This window comes from Pseudomonas sp. GL_135 (genome assembly GCF_057834665.1).
The window spans coordinates 2,194,956-2,214,833 of record NZ_CM174408.1; the positions used below are offsets into that span (position 1 = coordinate 2,194,956).

A 19,878-nucleotide genomic window follows, 5' to 3' on the forward strand; every position below is an offset into this window, starting at 1 on the left:
ATGAAATCCATACGAGATCAGGCCGCGCATTTTCCCGAACTGGTGGGCTTTTATGCGCAGACCCAGCCGGACCGGATTGCCCTTCGACACATCGTCCACGAGGACCAGCCGCCGCTGCTGACCACCTACGCCCAGCTGGATGCCAAGGCGCGTTCGATTGCCGCCTGCCTGCAGCAGCATCTCGGTGCGCAGGGCGGCGAGCGGTGCGTGCTGATCCTGCCGACCGGCGCCGATTACGCGGCGGCGTTCCTCGGCTGTTTGTACGCCAAGGTCATCGCCGTGCCGGCCTTCGCCCCCGAATACAACCGGCAGACGCACCTTGACCGGCTGACCGGCATCCTCCACGACGCCGCGCCGCAGATGGTCCTCGGCCGTCGGGAAGACCTGGATAAATTTCAGCACCTGCTGCAGCCGTTCATGCCCGCTGGCGGGCGTTTCGCGGCGGTCGAGGAGATCAGCGACGGCCACGCAAGGTTTCAGGCGCCGCTGATCGACACGACGTCGCTGGCCTTCCTGCAATACACCTCGGGCTCCACCAGCGCACCGAAAGGCGTGATGGTCTCCCACGACAACCTCATGGCCAACGAAGTCGCCATGGCCCGGCACTTTGTCTCCGATTCAGGGCTGGAAAGCTGGGTCAGCTGGCTGCCGCTGTACCACGACATGGGCCTGATGTGTGGCCTGCTGTTGCCGCTGTACTACGGCGGCACGCTGACGCTGATGTCGCCGAACTACTTCCTCGGCCGCCCGGCGCGCTGGCTGGAAGCGATGAGTCAGTACGGCGGGACCTTCTCCGGCGGCCCGGATTTCGCCTATCGCCTGTGCGTCGAGCGCATCAAACCCAGCGCCGTGAAAAGCCTGAAGCTGGACCCTTGGAGCCTGGCGTTTTCCGGCTCCGAGCCGATCCGCATCGCCACCCTGGACGCCTTTAGCGAGCATTTTGCGTCGGCCGGTTTCGACCGCCGCGCCCTGACGCCGAGTTATGGCCTGGCCGAAGCGACCCTGTACGTGAGCGCCGCCGAGCGCGACAGGCCGTTCGGTATCAAGCATTTCGACGGCAGCCAGCTCGCCGCCGGGGACGCGTCTGAAGCGGTATTCGCTGATCAGAACGCCAAAAGTCGTCTGCCGGGGTGCGGCTGGTGTCGGCCCGATCACGACCTGCGGATTGTCGATCCGGCCACCGGTCAGCCACTCGCGTCCGGTCATGTGGGCGAGATCTGGATTGCCGGGCCGAGTGTCGCCCAGGGCTACTGGCAGAACGCAGAAGCCACCGCCCAGACCTTCGTCGAGAAAGACGGCCAGCGCTGGTTGCGCAGCGGCGATCTGGGCATTGCCCGCGACAACGAGCTGTTCATCACCGGCCGCTTGAAGGATTTGATCATCCTCAACGGCCAGAACCTGTACCCCCAGGACGTCGAGCAGGCGCTGGAGAAAAGCGTCGAGCTGCTGCGTCGCGGGCGCATCGCCGCCTTCCCGGTGACGGACGAGCAGGGCGTCGAAGGCGTCGGCCTGGCGCTGGAAATCAGCCGCAACGTGCGCCGCCTGATGAAGCCGCCGATGATCTGCGAAGCGGTGCGCGACGCGGTGTCCGAGCTGTTTCTGGTGGCGCCGAAAGTCATCGTGCTGCTGGAGCCGGGCGCGCTGCCGCGCACCACCAGCGGCAAACTGCAGCGTTCCGCCTGCCGCAGCGGCTGGCAGAACGGCAGCCTCGACAGCTTCGCGATCTGGCAGGACGGCCGCGTGCTCGGTGCTGACAGCGCGGACGTCTCGGTTGAGGCTTCGCCGTTGTTGCCGGAAGTCGTCGCCGCGTGGCAGGAGGTCCTCGGCAAAAGCGACCTGAATGCCGCCGACCACTTCTTCGCCCGTGGCGGTGATTCGGTGGGCGTGGTGCAAGTGCTGTCGCGCCTGAACAGTGAGCTCGGCCTGAAGCTTGAGCCCGCGCACCTGTTCGAACACCCGACCCTCGGGACCTTCAACGCCCACGTTATCGCGCACGTCTCCACCCTCGGCCGCAGCACTGAACGCCCTGCTGGCGTGCCGCGTATTTCCCGCGACACCGACCCCGAGCAGTCTTTTGCCCAGCAGCGCCTGTGGTTCCTCGCGCAACTGGAACCGGACAGCAGCGCCTATCACCTGTGCGGCCAGTTGAGCCTGACCGGCGCGCTGGATGACGTTGCCCTGCAACGCAGCCTTGACGATCTGGCCGCCCGCCACGAAAGCCTGCGCACCACCTTCGCCATCGACGCTAACGAAAAGCTGGTGCAGCGTATTCACGCGCCGGGCCCGGTGCTGATTGAACGGCATTACCTGAGTGAGGACACTAACCCGCAGGACGCGTTGAGCGAACTGGCCAGAGCGGCGGTCGAGCAACCGATGGATTTGCAGAACGGTCCTCTGTGGCGCGTGCTCAATGTGCGGTTGGCGGCGGATCGGCAGCAACTGGTGCTGGTGCTACATCACATCATCGCCGACGGCTGGTCGGTGCAGGTCATGCTCAAGGAATTCGCCGCGCTGTACAGCGCCCATGTAAAGGGCGCGGAGCCGGCGTTGCCGCCGCTGCCGATTCAATACGCCGACTTTGCCGCCTGGCAGCGCGCGCGTCTGGCCGGTGGCGAAGGTCAGCGGCAACTGGCTTACTGGCGTGAGCAATTGGGTGATGCCCAGACCGTTTTGAACCTGCCTGCCGACCGCCCGCGTCCGGCCCAGCAAAGTCATCGCGGCGCCCGTTACGCCATCGCCCTCGACCGTGACTTGAGCCAGGGCCTGCGCGACCTCGCCAGCCGCCACGGCGCGACCCTGTTCATGGTCATGCTGGCCGCCTACAAAACCCTGTTGCAGCGCTACAGCAGCCAGACCGATCTGCGCGTCGGCGTGCCGGTGGCGGGGCGTACCTGCACCGAATCCGAAGGGCTGATCGGCCTGTTCGTCAACACCCTGGTGCTGCGCAGTGAGCTGTCGCCGCAGCAGTCGTTCAGCACGCTGATTGAGGCCGTGCGCCACACCGCGCTGGGCGCGCAACACCATCAGGATCTGCCGTTCGAGCAACTGGTCGAAGCCATCGGCGTGTCGCGCAACCTCAGCCACAACCCGCTGTGCCAGGTGAAATTTACCCAGCAGTTCCCGCTGCCACAGAACGTCGACATGGCCGGCGTGCGCATGGACGTCAGCCAGCTCGACGACTACTCGGCGCACTTCGATTTAGGCCTGGACATCACCGATGACGCCGACGGTATCCAGGCGGTGTTCACCTATGCGTGCGACCTGTTCGATGAGCCGCGCATCGCCGGTCTGGCGGGTGATCTGCTGCGGATCTGCGCGCAAGTGGTGGCGCAACCTCAGGTGCGTCTGGCAGATCTGCAGATCGGCGCCGAGCCTTCATGCCTTGCTGCCGAACCCTTGACGTTCCCGGCCACCGATGTGCTGAGCCTGTGGGATACCAGCGTCCATGCACAGCCGAATCGTTTGGCCCTGCAAGACGAGCAGCGCAGCGCCCGCTTTGCCGAGGTCGATGCCCAGGCCAATCAACTGGCGCAGCACCTGCGTCAGGCCGGTGTGGGCGTGGAAAGCCGCGTGGGGATTCTGCTGGAGCGCTCGCTGGAATTCGTCGTCGGTCTGCTGGCGGTGCTCAAGAGCGGCGCCGCGTTTGTGCCGATGGATCCGAAATGGCCGGCCGAGCGTCAGGCATTTGTTCTGGCCGACAGCGATGCCAGCGGGTTGATCAGCGATGGGGCTGCGCCGGGTCACTATCATGGCGACGTCATCAGCGTGGCTGCCGATGCCGCATGGCGCTTGTTGCCGGCGCACGCCTCGGACCTGCGCCCCCACGCCGATCAGGCCGCGTACCTGATCTACACCTCTGGCACCAGCGGCACGCCGAAAGGCGTGGTCATCAGTCACGGCGCGCTGGCCGATTACGTCCAGGGCTTGCTCGCCCGTCTTGATCTCGCCCCCGAGGCGAGCATGGCGATGGTCTCCACCGTCGGCGCCGACCTGGGCCACACCGTGCTGTTCGGCGCGCTGTGCTCGGGGCGTTCGCTGCACCTGATCAGTCCCGACCGCACCAACGACGCCGACCGCTTCGCCGCCTACATGGCCGAGCACAAGGTCGGCGTGCTGAAGATCGTGCCGACCCATTTGAACGGCCTGTTGCAGGCGACGAATGCGGCCGATGCACTGCCCGAACACGCGCTGATCCTCGGCGGCGATGCGCTGCCGTGGGAGCTGGTGGCAAAGGTCAAGCGCCTGAAGCTTGGCTGCCGGGTCATCAATCATTACGGCCCAACCGAAACCACGGTCGGCGTGCTGAGCAATGAGGCGTTTAAAGCGTCGATGGGCGACAGTGTGCCCGTCGGTCGGCCGCTGCCCAATGCCGTCGCGCTGATTCTCAACGACCACTTGCAGCCGGTGGTGCAGGGCGACATCGGTGAGCTGTACATCGGCGGGCCGGGGCTGGCGCGCGGGTATCACCAGCGTCCGGCCATGACCGCTGCGGCCTTCATTCCGGACCCGAGGGGCAGCGGTGCGCGGCTGTACCGCAGCGGCGACCGCGCGCGCTTGCTGGCCAACGGGCAGATTCAGTTCCTCGGCCGCGCCGACGATCAGGTCAAAGTGCGCGGCTACCGCGTGGCCCTGGGTGAAATCGCCCAGCGCCTGCGCCAGCTGGACGGCGTTCGTGACGCCCATGTGCGCGTCGATGATCGCGGTCAGTTGATCGCTTATGTGCTGGTAACAAGTGGTGCCACCGTGGACGGCGAGTCCCTGCGCGCGCAACTGGCGCAAAGCCTGCCGGACTATATGGTGCCCAGCCACATCCTGACCCTCGACGCCTTCCCGCTGACCGCCAACGGCAAGCTCGACGCCAGCGCGCTGCCGACGCCGACCACAACCTCCGACGATTTCGAAGCGCCCCACGAAGGGGTCGAAGCCGCACTCGCGGCGCTGTGGCAAGCGGCGCTGAACGTCGAGGCGGTGGGCCGTCATGACAACTTCTTCACCCTCGGCGGCGATTCGATTCTCAGCCTGCAGATCATCGCCCGTGCCCGGCGTCAGGGCATTCGCCTGACACCCAAGCAGCTGTTCGAAAAACAGACCATCGCCGAACTCGCCCAGGTCGCCACGGTGGCCGAAGCCAAGCCTGCCGCCGCGCCTGTCACGGCAGCCGTCGCACCCCGCGAGTTTGCTCTGACGCCGATTCAGGCTCGCTTCTTCAGCCTGCCGGTCGCCCAGCGTCAGCACTGGAACCAGTCGCTGCTGCTCGACGTGCCCCAAGCGCTGGACACCGCGCGGTTGCAACAGGCCCTCGCCGCCGTGCTGGCGCATCACGACAGCCTGCGTCTGAGCTTCCATCAGAATGATGCAGGCCAGTGGCAGCAGCGTTATCGCGACAGCGAAAGTGCCGAGCGCGTGCTGTGGACCTGCGAGCTGAGCCGCGAAGAGGATCTGGATTCGCTCAACGACGAAGCCCAGCGCAGCCTGAACATCGACACCGGTCCGCTGCTGCGCGTGGTCCATGGGCGCCTGCCGTCGGGCGAGGCGCGGCTGTTGCTGGCGATCCATCACCTGGCCGTGGACGGCGTGTCGTGGCGGGTGGTGCTGGAAGACCTGCAACTGGCTTACACCCAGCTGGCGGCCGGTAACAACGTGGCCCTGGCCGACAAAACCGCCAGCTTCCAGGCCTGGTCGCAGTCGTTGAGCAGCCTGGCGCACAGCCCTGAGCTGCAACAACAACTGCCGTACTGGCAAGCACTGAACGCCGCCGACGCCACCCTGCACGGCGATGCGTCGGTGCAAAGCCGGGTCGGCGACAGTGAAACCCTGCACCTGAAAATTGACGCGGCCAACACCCGCCGTCTGCTCAGCGAAGCCCCGGCGGCGTATCGCACGCGCATCGACGACCTGCTGCTGGCGGCGCTGTCCCAGGCGCTGTGGCAGTGGAGCGGCCGCCGTCGCCACGTCATCAGCCTCGAAGGTCATGGCCGCGAGGACGCTACTGGCAACCTGGACCTGAGCCGCAGCGTCGGCTGGTTCACCAGCCTGTACCCGCTGGCGCTGGACGCGGCAGACGACGCGATCGCTACCCTCAAGGCAGTGAAGGAAGCCGTGCGCGCGGTACCGGAAAAAGGCCTCGGCTACGGTGTCTTGAAGTACCTGGCTGGCGCAAAGTTGCCGGAGCTGATCGGCCAGGGCGTGACCTTCAACTACCTCGGCCGCTTCGACGACAGCGAGGGCGCGCTGTTCGCATTGTCGAGCCGCACGCCGGGGAATCTGCGTGACCCCCAAGGGCCGCTGGCCAATGCCCTGGCGGTGGACGGTCAGGTGCGCGACGGCCAGTTGCAGCTCGATTGGACCTTCAGCCGCGAACGTTTCAGCCGCGACAGCATCGAGCAACTGGTGGCGCTGTATGAAGCGCAGTTGCTGCAGCTGATCGCCCATTGCAGCGACGAAGCCCACGCCGGCCTGACGCCGTCGGATTTCCCGCTGGCCGGCCTGAATCAGGCCCAGCTCGACGCACTGGGCATCCCCGCGCGGGAGATCGAAGACATCCTGCCGCTGGCGCCCATGCAGCAGGGCATTTTGCTGCACAGCCTCCTGGAGCAGGGCAACGGCATCTACCTGATGCAGGACCAGTACAACGTCGGCGCCCACGTGGATTTCGACGCGTTCAAATTTGCCTGGCAGCAAGTGGTGCAGCGTCACCCGGCGTTGCGCACGGCGTTTCACGGCCTGGAAAGCGGGGTGCAGCGTCAGATTGTCATGCGTCGCGTGCCGTCGCCGGTGCAACTGATCGACCTCAGTCATCTGTCTCGCGCCGCCGCCGAAGCCGAGCTTGATGACTTGCTGAAAAGCGAGCGCGAGCAGGGCTTCGATTTCGCCCGGGCGCCGTTGCTGCGCCTGCGCCTGATCAAGTTCGGCGAGGCGGATTTCCGCATCGTTCAGAGCCACCACCACGCCTTGATCGACGCCTGGTGCCGGGGCCTGATGCTCACCGAATTCTTCTCCCATTACCGCGCGTTCCTGGATGGGCGTCAGGTCAGCCTGCCGCCGGCGAGGCCGTATCGCGACTTCCTCGCCTGGCTCGCCGAGCAGGACGAAGCGGTGAGCCGCGATTACTGGCGCAACGCATTGGCGGGGTTCACCGACGTCACGCCGCTGCCGTATCGCCACAGTGTGCAGCGTAACCAGCAGGGTGAAACGCAGATGCGCGACGTGACCCTGGCGCTGGGTGTCGAGCAGACGACGAAACTGGCCGAACAAGCCCGTCAGCATCGCCTGACGGCGAACACCTTCGTGCAGGCCGCCTGGGCGTTGTTGTTGATGCGCCATGCCGACCGCGACGAAGTGCTGTTCGGGGTCACCGTGGCTGGTCGTCCCACCGAGCTGGAAGGCATCGAAGGCGCGCTGGGGCTGTTCATCAACACCTTGCCGCTGCGCATCCGCCGGCCGGGCATCGGCGCCTCGGCGCTGGAGTTGCTCAGTGCCTTGCAGGGGCAGAACGCCGACATGCGCCAGCACGAACACCTGTCCCTGGCCGACATTCAGCTGCTCGCCGACACCCCGCGCGGCCAGCCGCTGTTCGACAGCCTGTTTGTTTTCGAGAACGTTCCGTTGGGCGCCGAGGTGCAGCAGGCCGTGAACGAATACCGCATCAATCCGCTGGCCAACCGCACCCACACCAACTACCCGCTGACCGTGGTGCTGCTGCCGGGCGAGTCCCTGCAATTGCAGTTGACCTACGACACCCGGCACTTCGACGACGCCGAGATGGGCACGCTGGTCAGCCATTTCCGCCGCTTGCTGACCCAGTTGATCGACAACCCGCAGCAGGCGCTGAGCCAGTTGCAGGTCCTTGAGCACAACGAGCGCGAGCAGTTGCTGGCCCAGGGTCTCGGCCCGGTGCAACAGCATTGGTACGACATCAGCTACCTGGAGCGTTTCGAGGCGCGGGTGCTGGGCCATCCCGCCCAGGAAGTGGCCCGTTGTCAGGGTCAAAGCCTGAGCTACCGCGAACTCAATCGTCAGGCCAACCGCATCGGTCACGGGCTGATCGCGGCGGGCGTGCAGAGCGACGACGTGGTGGCGCTGTTTGCACCGCGCGGCCTGCCGTTGTTGAGCATGATCGTCGGCGCGTTCAAGGCCGGTGCTGCCTATCTGGCCCTGGATGATCGTCACCCGGCTGGACGCAGTGCGCGCATGCTGGTGAGCAGCGCCGCCCCGGTGTTGCTGACGCCGCGGGAGTGTCTGCCTCAGGTCGAGGCGATCGTTGCCCTGGCTGAGCGCAAACCCCGTGTGCTGGTGCTCGAAGAATTGTTGACTGGCACCGATGAGGCCGCCGACGAGAACCCGGGCCGCTACGCGACGGCCGAGCAACTGGCCTACGTGGTCTACACCTCCGGCTCCACCGGCGAGCCGAAAGGGGTGATGGTCAACCAGCGCGGCATGCTCAACAACCAGATGTCCAAGCTGCCTTATCTGCGGCTGGGCGAGGGCGATGTGATTGCCCAGACCGCCGCCACCGGGTTCGACATTTCCGTGTGGCAGTTCCTGACCGCGCCGCTGTTCGGCGGGCGCGTGGAGATTCTGCCGGACGCCGTGGTTCAGGATCCGCAACGCCTCTTGGAAGAAGTCGCGGCCAATCAGGTCAGCGTGCTGGAGTGCGTGCCGGCGGTGATCGACGCCATGCTCGCGGTCGCGCCCCAGCGGCTCGATGCCTTGCGCTGGCTGCTGCCCACCGGCGAAGCGCTGACCACCGACCTCGCTGCGCGCTGGTTTGCCCGCTACCCCGAGGTGCCGCTGGTCAACGCCTACGGCCCGGCGGAGTGCGCCGACGATGTCGCGCTGCACACCCTGACCGCCGCGCCGGCCCTCAACGCCAACATGCCGATTGGCCGGCCTACCGACAACAACTGCCTGTACGTGCTGGATTCCAACCTGCAACTGGCCGCGCCCGGTGTGGTGGGCGAGCTGTACATCGGCGGCGTCGGTGTGGGCCGTGGCTACGCGGCGCGGCCTGGCCTGACCGCAGAGCGTTTCCTGCCCGACCCGTTTGGCGAAACCGGTGCGCGGCTGTACCGCAGCGGCGACCTGGCCCGCTGGAACGCCGACGGCGCGCTGGAATACGTCGGCCGTGCGGACTTCCAGGTGAAGATCCGCGGCCAGCGCATCGAACTGGGCGAAATCGAGAACCTGCTGTTGGCGCAACCCTCGGTGCACGACGCCGTGGTCAGCGCGCAACCGACGGCCCACGGCCCGCAACTGGTGGCCTACGTGGTCGCCGAGGCGCAGCAGGCGTTGTCCAGCGACGTGCTGAAAACCGCGCTGTCGCAGACGCTGCCGGCGTTCATGGTGCCGGCGCACATCGTCGTGCTGGCGCAGATGCCGCGCAACGCCAACGGCAAGCTCGACCGCAAGGCGCTGCCGGCGCCGAGCCTGGAAGAACGCGTGTTCGAAGCGCCACAGGGCGAGCGCGAGGAAGTCATCGCCGAACTCTGGCAGAGCCTGCTGAAGGTTGAGCAGGTCGGCCGCCACGACAACTTCTTTGAGCTCGGTGGCCATTCATTGCTGGCGACGCGGCTGCTGTCGCGCATTCGCGAGCGCCTCGGGGTGAGCATCCCGCTGGCCCAGGCCTTCGAAGCCACCACCGTCGCCGCCCAGGCGGCGCTGATCGACACCTTGCGGGGGCAGACCCTGACACTCGACCGGCTCGATGCCCTGGACGAGTTAATGAATGAGCTGGAGGAAAGCAACTGATGTCGCAACCGAGCATGACTTCACAGAGCAAGCTGCTGGCCCTGGCCACGCGTTTCCTCAGCCTTGGCAGCGCTCAGCGTCGGGTGTTTCTGAATAAGCTGCGCGAGCAGGGCCTGGACGCGTCGTCGCTGCCGGTGCCGCCGGGCGTGGCGGGCGAGCGCAGCCCGGCGTCGTTTTCCCAGCAACGGCTGTGGTTTCTGGAGCAACTGGAACCGGGCAACAGCACCTATCACCTGCCGGGTGCGTTGCGCCTGAAGGGCGAGCTGAATGTTGCAGCCGTGGGAACGGCGTTCGAGCGCGTGGCCGAGCGACATGCCAGCCTGCGCACGGTGTTCGTCACTGCGGAAGACGGTACGCCCGAACAGGTGATTTGCGGTGCTCAAGGTTTGCCATTTGAACGGCTGCACGCAGGTGACGAAGCCGAGGTGCAGGCACTGGCCGATGCCTTCGCCCGACGCCCGTTCGACCTGGCCCAGGGCCCGCTGTGGCGCGTGGCGTTGATCGAGCGCGCGGCAGACGATCACGTGCTGTTGGTGTGCCTGCACCACATCATCGCTGACGGTTGGTCGATTCAAGTGTTGCTGCTGGACTTCGTCGAGGCCTATCGCGCTGCCATTCAAAACGACACCCGCTCACTGCCACCGCTGCCGCTGAGCTACGCCGATGTCGCCCTGTGGCAACGCGCCTGCCTGGACGCGGGCGAGGGTGATCGGCAACTCGCCTACTGGCAGCAACAACTGGGCGACGAGCCGCCGGTGCTGGAATTGCCGGCGGACCGTCCGCGCCCGGCGCGCCAGAGTTTCCGGGGCGCGCGCCTGCCGTTCAGCTTCGACGCGGCACTGTCCGGGCGGATGCGTGAACTGGCCCGCCAGCGCGGCGTGACCTTGTTCACCGTCCTGCTCGCGGCCTATCAAGTGCTGTTGCAGCGGGTGAGCGGGCAGACCGATCTGCGCATCGGCGTGCCCATTGCCGGGCGTCAGCGCGCCGAAACCGAAGGCCTGATCGGCTTCTTCGTCAACACTCAGATCCTGCGCGGCGAGGTCCAGGCCGACGCCAGTTTCAACCAGATCATCGACGGCGTTCGCCTGGCCTCCCAAGGCGCACAAGCCCATCAGGACCTGCCGTTCGAGCAACTGGTGGACGCCCTGGCGCCGGAACGCAGCCTGAGCCACAACCCGCTGTTTCAGGTGCTCTACAACCATCAGCAACGCCAGGACGAAGCGCTGCAATTGATGCCCGGCCTCAACGCCACGCTGATGCCGCTGGACAACGGCAGCGCGCAGTTCGACCTGGCGCTGCACACCTGGGAAAACGCGGCGGGGGAACTGGCGGGCAACTGGAACTACGCCACGGATCTGTTTGATCACGGCAGCATCGAGCGGCTGCATGGGCGTTTTGAGCAGCTGTTCGCCGAGTTGCTGGAGCGGCCGGATATTGCGATTGGTGATTTTGAATTGCTGGATGCTGAAGACCGCGCGCAACTGGCGTTGGTCAATGAAACCGCGCGGGATTGGGATTCCGAACCCTTTGTTCATCGCCACTTTGAGCGGCTGGCGCAGGTGCATCCCGAGCGGGAGGCTGTGCGCTTTGGCGATGAGGTATTGAGTTATCGCGAGCTGGATCAGCGGGCAAACCAGCTGGCGCATTACCTCCGCGAGCAGGGCGTCGGCCGGGAGTCGCTGGTGGGCGTCGCGGCGTTGCGTTCGGTGGAAATGGTCGTTGCGTTGTATGCGGTGCTGAAAGCGGGCGGGGCGTACGTGCCGCTGGATCCTGAGTACCCGGCCGATCGTTTGCGCTACATGCTCGAAGACGCCGGGATCGGTTTGTTGCTGAGCCACGATGGGGTGATCGCTGATCTGCCGGCTGTTGAAGGCCTGCGGGTACTGAATCTGCACCAGCTTGATCTCTCAGGCCAACCCGTCACGACGCCTGTTATAGAGCTGCACCCCGAACAACTGGCCTACATGATTTACACCTCCGGTTCGACCGGCAAACCCAAGGGCGCCGGCAACACCCATGCCGCGCTGTTCAACCGTCTGGCCTGGATGCAAGAGGCCTATGCCCTCGATGCTTCAGACGCCGTGTTGCAAAAAACACCGTTCAGTTTCGACGTGTCGGTCTGGGAATTCTTCTGGCCAATGATGGTCGGCGCGCGTCTGGTCGTCGCTCAGCCGGGGGATCATCGCGATCCGCTGATGCTGAAAGCGCTGATTGATCAGCAGCAGATCACCACGCTGCATTTCGTCCCGTCGATGCTCGGTGCCTTCATGGCTCAGGACGATCTCACCGGCTGCGCTTCGCTGAAACGTATCGTCTGCAGTGGCGAAGCCTTGCCCGCCGATCTCGCCCGGGAAACCTTGCAGCGTCTTCCGCATGCCAGCCTGTTCAATTTGTATGGTCCGACCGAAGCCGCCATCGACGTCACCCACTGGACGTGTGTTGATGAGCCGGGCGTGTCCGTCCCCATCGGCGCCCCCATCGCCAATCTGCAGATCCACATCCTCGACAGCCGTCTCAACCCACAACCCATCGGCGTACCGGGCGAGCTGTACATCGGCGGCGACGGCCTCGCTCGCGGCTACCACTTGCGTCCCGGCCTGACCGCCGAGCGCTTCGTTGCCAGCCCGTTCGGCAACGGCGAGCGGCTCTACCGCACCGGCGACCTGGCCCGCTGGCGTGCCGACGGCGTGGTGGAATACCTCGGCCGTCTCGATCACCAGATCAAACTGCGCGGTCTGCGGGTTGAAATCGGCGAAATCGAAGCGGCGCTGCTGGATCACCCAGCCGTCAGCGAAGCCGTGGTCATTGCCCGTGGACTCAGCACGGGCATGCAACTGGTGGGCTATCTGGTCGCCGACGATTTTGACGAAGAACACCTGCGCAACCAACTGAAACAACGCCTGCCGGATTACATGGTGCCGGCGCACTTCGTCACCCTGGAAAAGCTGCCGCTGTCGGCCAACGGCAAGCTCGACCGCAAGGCACTGCCAGACCCGCAGATCCAGCAGCGCGCCTTCGAAGCACCGCTGGCCGGGGTCGAAACCCAACTGGCGGCGTTGTGGCAAGACCTGCTCGGCGTCGCGCAAATCGGTCGTCAGGACAACTTCTTTGCCCTCGGCGGCGACTCGATCCTCAGCCTGCAAATCATTTCCCGCGCCCGCAAGGCCGGCATCGTGCTGTCGCCGCGGCAGATGTTCGAACGCCAGACCATCGCCGAGCTGGCCCAGGTCGCGCAGGTGGTCAGTCAGGCTGCGCCGGCAGTCGAACGCATTGAGCTGAACCGAGACATCCCGCTGACGCCGATTCAGCACTGGTTCTTCCAACAACCGATGAAACAGCGCAGCCACTGGAACCAGTCGCTGCTGCTGAACCCGAGTGAAGCGCTGGACCTTCCGGCGCTGACCCAGGCCCTTCACGCGCTGGTTAACCATCACGACGCCCTGCGTATGTGCTTTGTGCAGCAGGACAACGGCCAGTGGCAGCAACGCTATCGTGCAGAGCTTTCTACGGACGAGCAGACCCGAAACGGCCTGATCTGGCAGCGCGAAATCCCTCTGAACGAGCTGGCCGCAGCCTGCGACGAAGCCCAGACCAGCCTCGATCTGAGGGACGGCCCGTTGCTGCGCGCCGTGCATTTCACCCTGGCCGAAGGCGGCGAGCGTCTGTTGCTGGTAGTGCATCACCTGGTGGTCGACGGCGTGTCGTGGCGCACCCTGCTGGAGGACCTGCAAAACGCCTACACCCAGGCGCAAGCGGGCCTCACCCTCGACCTCGGCGACAAAACCGCGTCCTTCCAGCGCTGGGCCAACCGCCTGCTGGATTTCGCCTACAGCGACGCCGTGCTGGCGGAAGCCGACTACTGGCGCAACTTGACGCCAGCACCTGCGTTGCCCTGCGCGAATCCCGAGGGCGAAGCGCGACAAGGCAACCTGCTTCAGCTGCATTTGCAACTGGACGCTGCTCGTACCGAAAAGCTGATCAGCGAAGCGCCGGCGGCGTACCGCACGCAGATCAACGACCTGCTGCTGACCGCACTGGTCCGCGCGATGAAGCGCTGGAGTGGCGAATCACAGGCGATGATCGCCCTGGAAGGCCATGGCCGCGAAGACCTGTTCAACGGGATTGATCCGGCGCGCACCGTCGGCTGGTTCACCAGCCTGTACCCGGTCAGCCTGCATGCTTACGACGACCTCGATGCCGCACTCAAACAGACCAAGGAAACCCTGCGCGCCGTGCCTAACGGCGGGCTCGGTTATGGCCTGTTGCGCCACCTGCGTGGCGAAGCCTTGCCGGCGCTGGACGGCTGCGTGCTGTTCAATTACATGGGCCGGCTGCAAAACAGCAGCGGGCTTTTCAGCCTGGCCGAGGAGGGCAGCGGTGCCCAGCGCGCCGCCGATGCGCCGCTCAATGGCGAACTGTCCATTGATGCGCAAATCCGTGACGGCCAGTTCAGCCTGACCTGCAGTTTCAGCGGCGATCGCCATGAGTCGGCGTCGATTCAACGCCTGCTTGATGCCTACGGCGAAGCGCTGGACGAGGTGATCGAACACTGCCGTCGCCATTCAGCCGTGACGCCGTCGGATTTCCCGGCACTCGCTCTGACTCAGGCACAACTCGACGCATTGCCGGTTGCCGCCTGGGACATCGAGCAGTTGTACCCGCTGACACCGATGCAGCAGGGCCTGTTGTTCCACACCGAGCTGAGCGGCAGCGAGAACGTCGATCCCGGCAGCGCCCGCGATCTGTACATCAATCAGGTGGCGCTGGACATCGAACACCTGCCGGTGGCCTGCTTCAAATCGGCATGGGCGGCGGCGGTTCAGCGGCATCCGATCCTGCGCGCGGCGTTCCTGCGCGTCCCCGGCAGTGAACGGCCAGTGCAGTTGATCCGTCGCGATGCCGCGCTGGTCGTACGTGAGCTTGACCTGCGCACCAGCGATCAGGCACTGGCCGACGTAGTGGCGAACGAGCGTGAAACCCCCTTCGACCTGCACGCCGCGCCGCTGATGCGCGTGCTGCTGGTTCGCCAAAGCGAGACGCTGTGGAAACTGGTCTGGACCTTCCATCACATTCTGCTGGACGGCTGGAGCAGTGCCGCAGTGCTGGGCGAAGTGATTCAGGCGGCGATGTCCGACGCCACGCCGCAGTCCGCCGGGCATTACGGCGACTACGTCGATTGGCTGCTGAGCCGCGATGCCGAGGGTAGCAAGACGTTCTGGCAGACCCACCTGGCCGGCTTCGACCAGCCCACCATGATGGCCGCAGCCCTGACCGCGCCGACCTCCAGCACCGGCGAGCCGTTGCCGAACCAGGTGCGGGTCACTTCCATGGACCTGAACAGTGAACTGCTGAACAGCGCCGCCCGCCGTCAGCGCGTGACCGTCAACACGCTGATTCAAGCGGTGTGGGTGTTGCTGTTGCAGCGCTACACCGGGCAGCAGCGGGTCGCGTTCGGCGCCACCGTGTCCGGCCGTTCCGCCCAAGTGCCGGGCATCGAACGCATGCTCGGGCTGTTCATCAACACCCTGCCACTGGTGCAGGCGCCGCAAGCGCAGCAGAAGGTCGGCGACTGGCTGAATGACCTGCAAGCCCATAACCTGGCGCTGCGCGAGCACGAGCACACCCCGCTGTTCGAGGCCCAGCGCTACGCGGGTCATGCCGGTCGTGACCTGTTCGACAGCCTGCTGGTGTTCGAAAACTACCCGGTAGACGCGGTGCTGCGAGACAAGCAGGCCAACGGCGTAAACCTGGGTTCCGTTGAACTCAGCGACAAGACTCACTACCCGCTGAGCCTGGCGGTGGTGGCGGGCGAGCAGGCCCATGTTCACGTCAACTACCACAGCAACGTGTTCAGCGCCGAACAGATCTCGCGTCTGTGCGGGCATTTTCAGACACTGCTGGACGGGATCTGCCGCTTCCCCGAGGCGCGCATCGGCGAGCTGTCGATGCTCACCGAAGGCGACATCGACGCCATGCACGCCTGGAACACGCCGCCGTTCTCTCCCTACGTGAATCGGCCGATCCATGAGCTGATCGCCGACCACGCGCGTATTCGTCCTGACGCCATTGCGCTGGTCCATGGCGAACAGCGCCTGACCTTCGCCGAGTTCGACCGCCGCGCCAACCAACTGGCCCACGCCTTGTGTGCGCGGGGCATCGGCACCGAAGTTCGCGTGGCAATCGCCATGGAGCGCGGGATTGATCTGTGGTTGGCGTTTTATGCCGTGCTGAAAGCTGGCGGGGCATACATTCCACTGGACCCGGATTACCCGACCGAGCGCCTGCGCTACATGCTGGAAGACGGCGGCGTGAAGCTGCTGATCAGCCACGATGCGGCCCTTGATCGCGTGCCGGTCGGTGATGTGCCGTTGCTGAACATTGATGAGCTTGATTGCTCGTCCGAGCCTGAAACGGCACCGGATGTGGTTATCCACCCGCAGCAACTCGCCTACCTGATTTACACCTCGGGCTCGACCGGCAAACCCAAAGGCGCGGCCATCGCCCACGCCGACATTTCGATGCACATCCAGACCATCGGAGAGCGCTACCGCTTCACGCCGGAGGACCGCAAGTTCCACTTCCTGTCGATCAGCTTCGACGGCGCCCACGAAGGCTGGATGATGCCGCTGTGCTACGGCGCTCGGGTGGTGTTGCGGGATCAGGAACTGTGGAGCGTCGAGCAGACCTACGACACGCTGATTCGCGAAGGCATCACCGTCGCCTCGTTTCCGCCGAGCTACCTGCGTCAGCTGTCTGACTGGGCCGGGGTGCAGGGAAAAGGCCCAGGCGTGAAAACCTACTGCTTCGCCGGCGAAGCCTTCAGCCGCGAGATGCTCCATGACGTGATTCGCAATCTGCAGCCGTTGTGGATCATCAACGGCTACGGCCCGACCGAAACCGTGGTCACGCCAACGCTGTGGCTGGCCTCTGCTGAAACCGCTGACTTCACCACCGCCTACGCACCGATTGGTGATCTGGTGGGTGATCGTCAGGGCTACGTGATGGACGCGGATTTGAACCCGCTGCCCCAGGGCATTGCTGGTGAGCTGTACCTGGGTGGCGCGGTGGCGCGGGGTTATCTGGACCGTCCGGGCGCGACCGCCGAGCGCTTCTTGCCGCATCCTTTCAAGGCCGGTGAACGCCTCTATCGCAGCGGCGACCGCGTGCGTCTGAACAGTGAAGGGCTGCTGGAGTATCTGGGCCGTATCGACCACCAGATCAAGATCCGTGGCTTCCGCATCGAAGCGGGCGAAATTGAAGCGGCGCTGAAAGCCTGTGACGGCGTGCGTGAGGCCTTGGTCGTTGTCCGTGACAGCGCGAACGGAAAGGTCCTGCTGGGTTACGTCGGCGGCAACGGTCTGGCCGAGGACAGCCTCAAGCAACAGCTGAAAAACACCCTGCCGGAATACATGGTGCCGGCGCACATCGTGGTCATGGCGCGCTTGCCGCAGTTGCCCAACGGCAAGCTCGACCGCAACGCGCTGCCTGACCCGCAGGTGATCTCCAGCGATTATCAGGCGCCGCAAACGCTACTTGAACAGCAATTGGCGGCGCTGTGGCAGCCACTGCTGGGCATCGACGCCGTGGGTCGCAATGATCACTTCTTCGAACTCGGCGGCCACTCGCTGCTGGCGATGCAGCTGATTTCCCGGCTGCGCCATGAGCATCAACTGAGCGTGCCGTTGCGTGCCCTGTTCGACGCCCCGCGCCTCAGTGATTTCGCCCAGCGCATCGCGGGCTTGGTATCCACCGAGGCCACCCAGCTTGAGCTGACCTTTCGCCGGCAGACCCTTGCCGTGCAGTCGTTTTCCCAACAGCGCCTGTGGTTCCTCGATCAGCTGCAACCTGGCGGCCACGCCTACAACCTGCCGGGCGCCGTGCGCTTGTGCGGCGACCTGAACGAGGCCGCATTGCAGGCGACCTTCGACGGCTTGACCGCACGCCATGAAGTGCTGCGCACGCGGTTCCTGGCGGTCGACGGCGCGCCGATGCAACAGATCGAGCCGGCCCAGTCCGTGCAGATTGAACGGATAGACATCACCGCCGAGCCAGACATTGAGACCGCCTTCAACGCCTTGGCCAAAGACTTCGTCAAGCGCCCGTTCGATCTGTCGTGCAGCCCGGTCTGGCGACTGGCGCTGGTGCGTGTCGCGCCTGATGAGCAGCGTTTGCTGCTGTGCCTGCACCACATGATCTCGGACGGCTGGTCGGTGCGCGTGCTGCTGCAGGAATTCTGCGAGCTGTACCGCGCGGCCGTGGAAAACCGCGCGCCGCAGCTGGCGCCATTGCCGGTGCAATACGCCGACTTCGCCGCCTGGCAGCGTGAATGGCTGGCGGCGGGCGAGGGCGAGCGGCAGTTGAACTACTGGCGCGAGCAACTGGGCGACGAGCATCCGGTGCTGGAACTGCCGACCGACCGGCCGCGTCCGCCCCAGCAAAGCTACCGCGGCGACCGCGTGCTGTTCGCCTTCGACGCCGCGTTCAGTCAGCGCGTGCGTGAGTTCGCCAGACAGCAGGGTGCTACGCCGTTCATGGCGATCCTGTCGGCGTACCAAGTCTTGCTGCACCGCCTGAGCGGGCAGAACGACCTGCGCATCGGCGTGCCGATTGCCGGCCGTTCGCGGCTGGAAGTCGAAGGGCTGATCGGCTTTTTCGTCAGCACCCAGGTGCTGCGCGCCGAGGTGTCTGCCGAGCTGAGCTATTGCGAGTTGCTGGAGCAGGCCAAGGCGCGGACCCTCGGCGCCCAGGCCCATCAGGACTTGCCGTTCGAGCAATTGGTCGAAGCGCTGCAACCTGCGCGCAGCCTGAGCCACAACCCGTTGTTCCAGGTCGCCTACGACCACCAGCAGCAGAGCTTTGAATCACTCGCCGGGCTGCCGGGCCTGCGCGCGGACGTGCTGCCGCTGGACGATGGCAGCAGCCAGTTCGACCTGGCGCTGAACACCCACGAAGACGCCGAGGGCGGGCTGGGTGGATCGTGGACTTACGCCACGGATCTGTTTGATCACGGCAGTATCGAGCGCTTGCATGGGCGCTTTGAGCAACTGTTCGCCGAGTTGATCGAGCAGCCGGATGCGGCGATTGGTGACTTTGAATTGCTCGATGCCGAAGACCGTGCGCAGTTGGCGTTGGTCAATGACAGGGCGCGGGATTGGGCTGCCGATGAGCCATTTGCTCATCGCCAGTTTGAGCGTCTGGCGCAGGCGCATCCGGAGCGGGAAGCGCTGCGCTTTGGCGATGAGGTGCTGAGTTATCAAGAACTGGATCAGCGAGCCAATCAGCTGGTTCATTACCTGTGCGAGCAGGGCGTGGGACGTGAATCGCTGGTGGGCGTGGCGGCGTTGCGCTCGGTAGAAATGGTCGTTGCGCTGTATGCCGTGCTGAAAGCGGGCGCGGCGTATGTGCCGCTTGATCCTGAGTACCCCGCTGATCGTCTGCGCTACATGCTCGAAGACGCTGGGATCGGGTTGCTGCTGAGCCACGATGCCGTGATCAATGACCTCCCGGTTGTTGAAGGCCTGCGAGTGTTGAACCTGGATCATCTGGCATTGGCGGATTATCCCGTCACACCGCCAGTTGTAGAGCTGCACCCCGAGCAACTGGCCTACATGATTTACACCTCCGGCTCGACCGGTAAACCGAAGGGCGCGGGCAACACTCACGCCGCGCTGTTCAACCGCTTGGCTTGGATGCAAGAGGCTTATTCACTCGACGCATCAGACGCGGTATTGCAAAAGACGCCGTTCAGTTTCGATGTGTCGGTTTGGGAGTTTTTCTGGCCGTTGATGGTGGGCGCGCGTCTGGTGGTCGCTCAACCGGGGGATCATCGCGATCCGCTGGTGTTGAAGACGCTGATCGAACAAAAGCACATCACCACGCTGCATTTCGTCCCGTCGATGCTCGGTGCCTTCATGGCCCAGGACGATCTCACTGGCTGCGCTTCGCTGAAACGTATCGTCTGCAGTGGCGAAGCCTTGCCCGCCGATCTCGCCCGGGAAACCTTGCAGCGTCTTCCGCATGCCAGCCTGTTCAATTTGTATGGTCCGACCGAAGCCGCCATCGACGTCACCCACTGGACGTGTGTTGATGAGCCGGGCGTGTCCGTCCCCATCGGCGCCCCCATCGCCAATC

2 protein-coding genes (1 of these 2 cut by a window edge) are annotated in these 19,878 nt (G+C 65.1%); both read left to right on the forward strand.

Annotated features, from left to right (window positions below):
- Positions 1-9,747 carry an amino acid adenylation domain-containing protein gene (locus AC3ISG_RS09935; protein WP_489299132.1) on the forward strand — a complete coding sequence of 3,249 codons (9,747 nt, stop codon included), beginning with the start codon at positions 1-3 and terminating at the stop codon, positions 9,745-9,747.
- Positions 9,747-19,878 carry the 5' portion of a non-ribosomal peptide synthase/polyketide synthase gene (locus AC3ISG_RS09940; RefSeq protein WP_489299133.1) on the forward strand. Its footprint extends 6,041 nt past the window's final position, so the window shows 10,132 of its 16,173 coding nt (coding positions 1-10,132); its start codon is at positions 9,747-9,749; its stop codon lies off the right edge, out of view. The genes AC3ISG_RS09935 and AC3ISG_RS09940 overlap by 1 nt, the downstream gene beginning before the upstream one ends.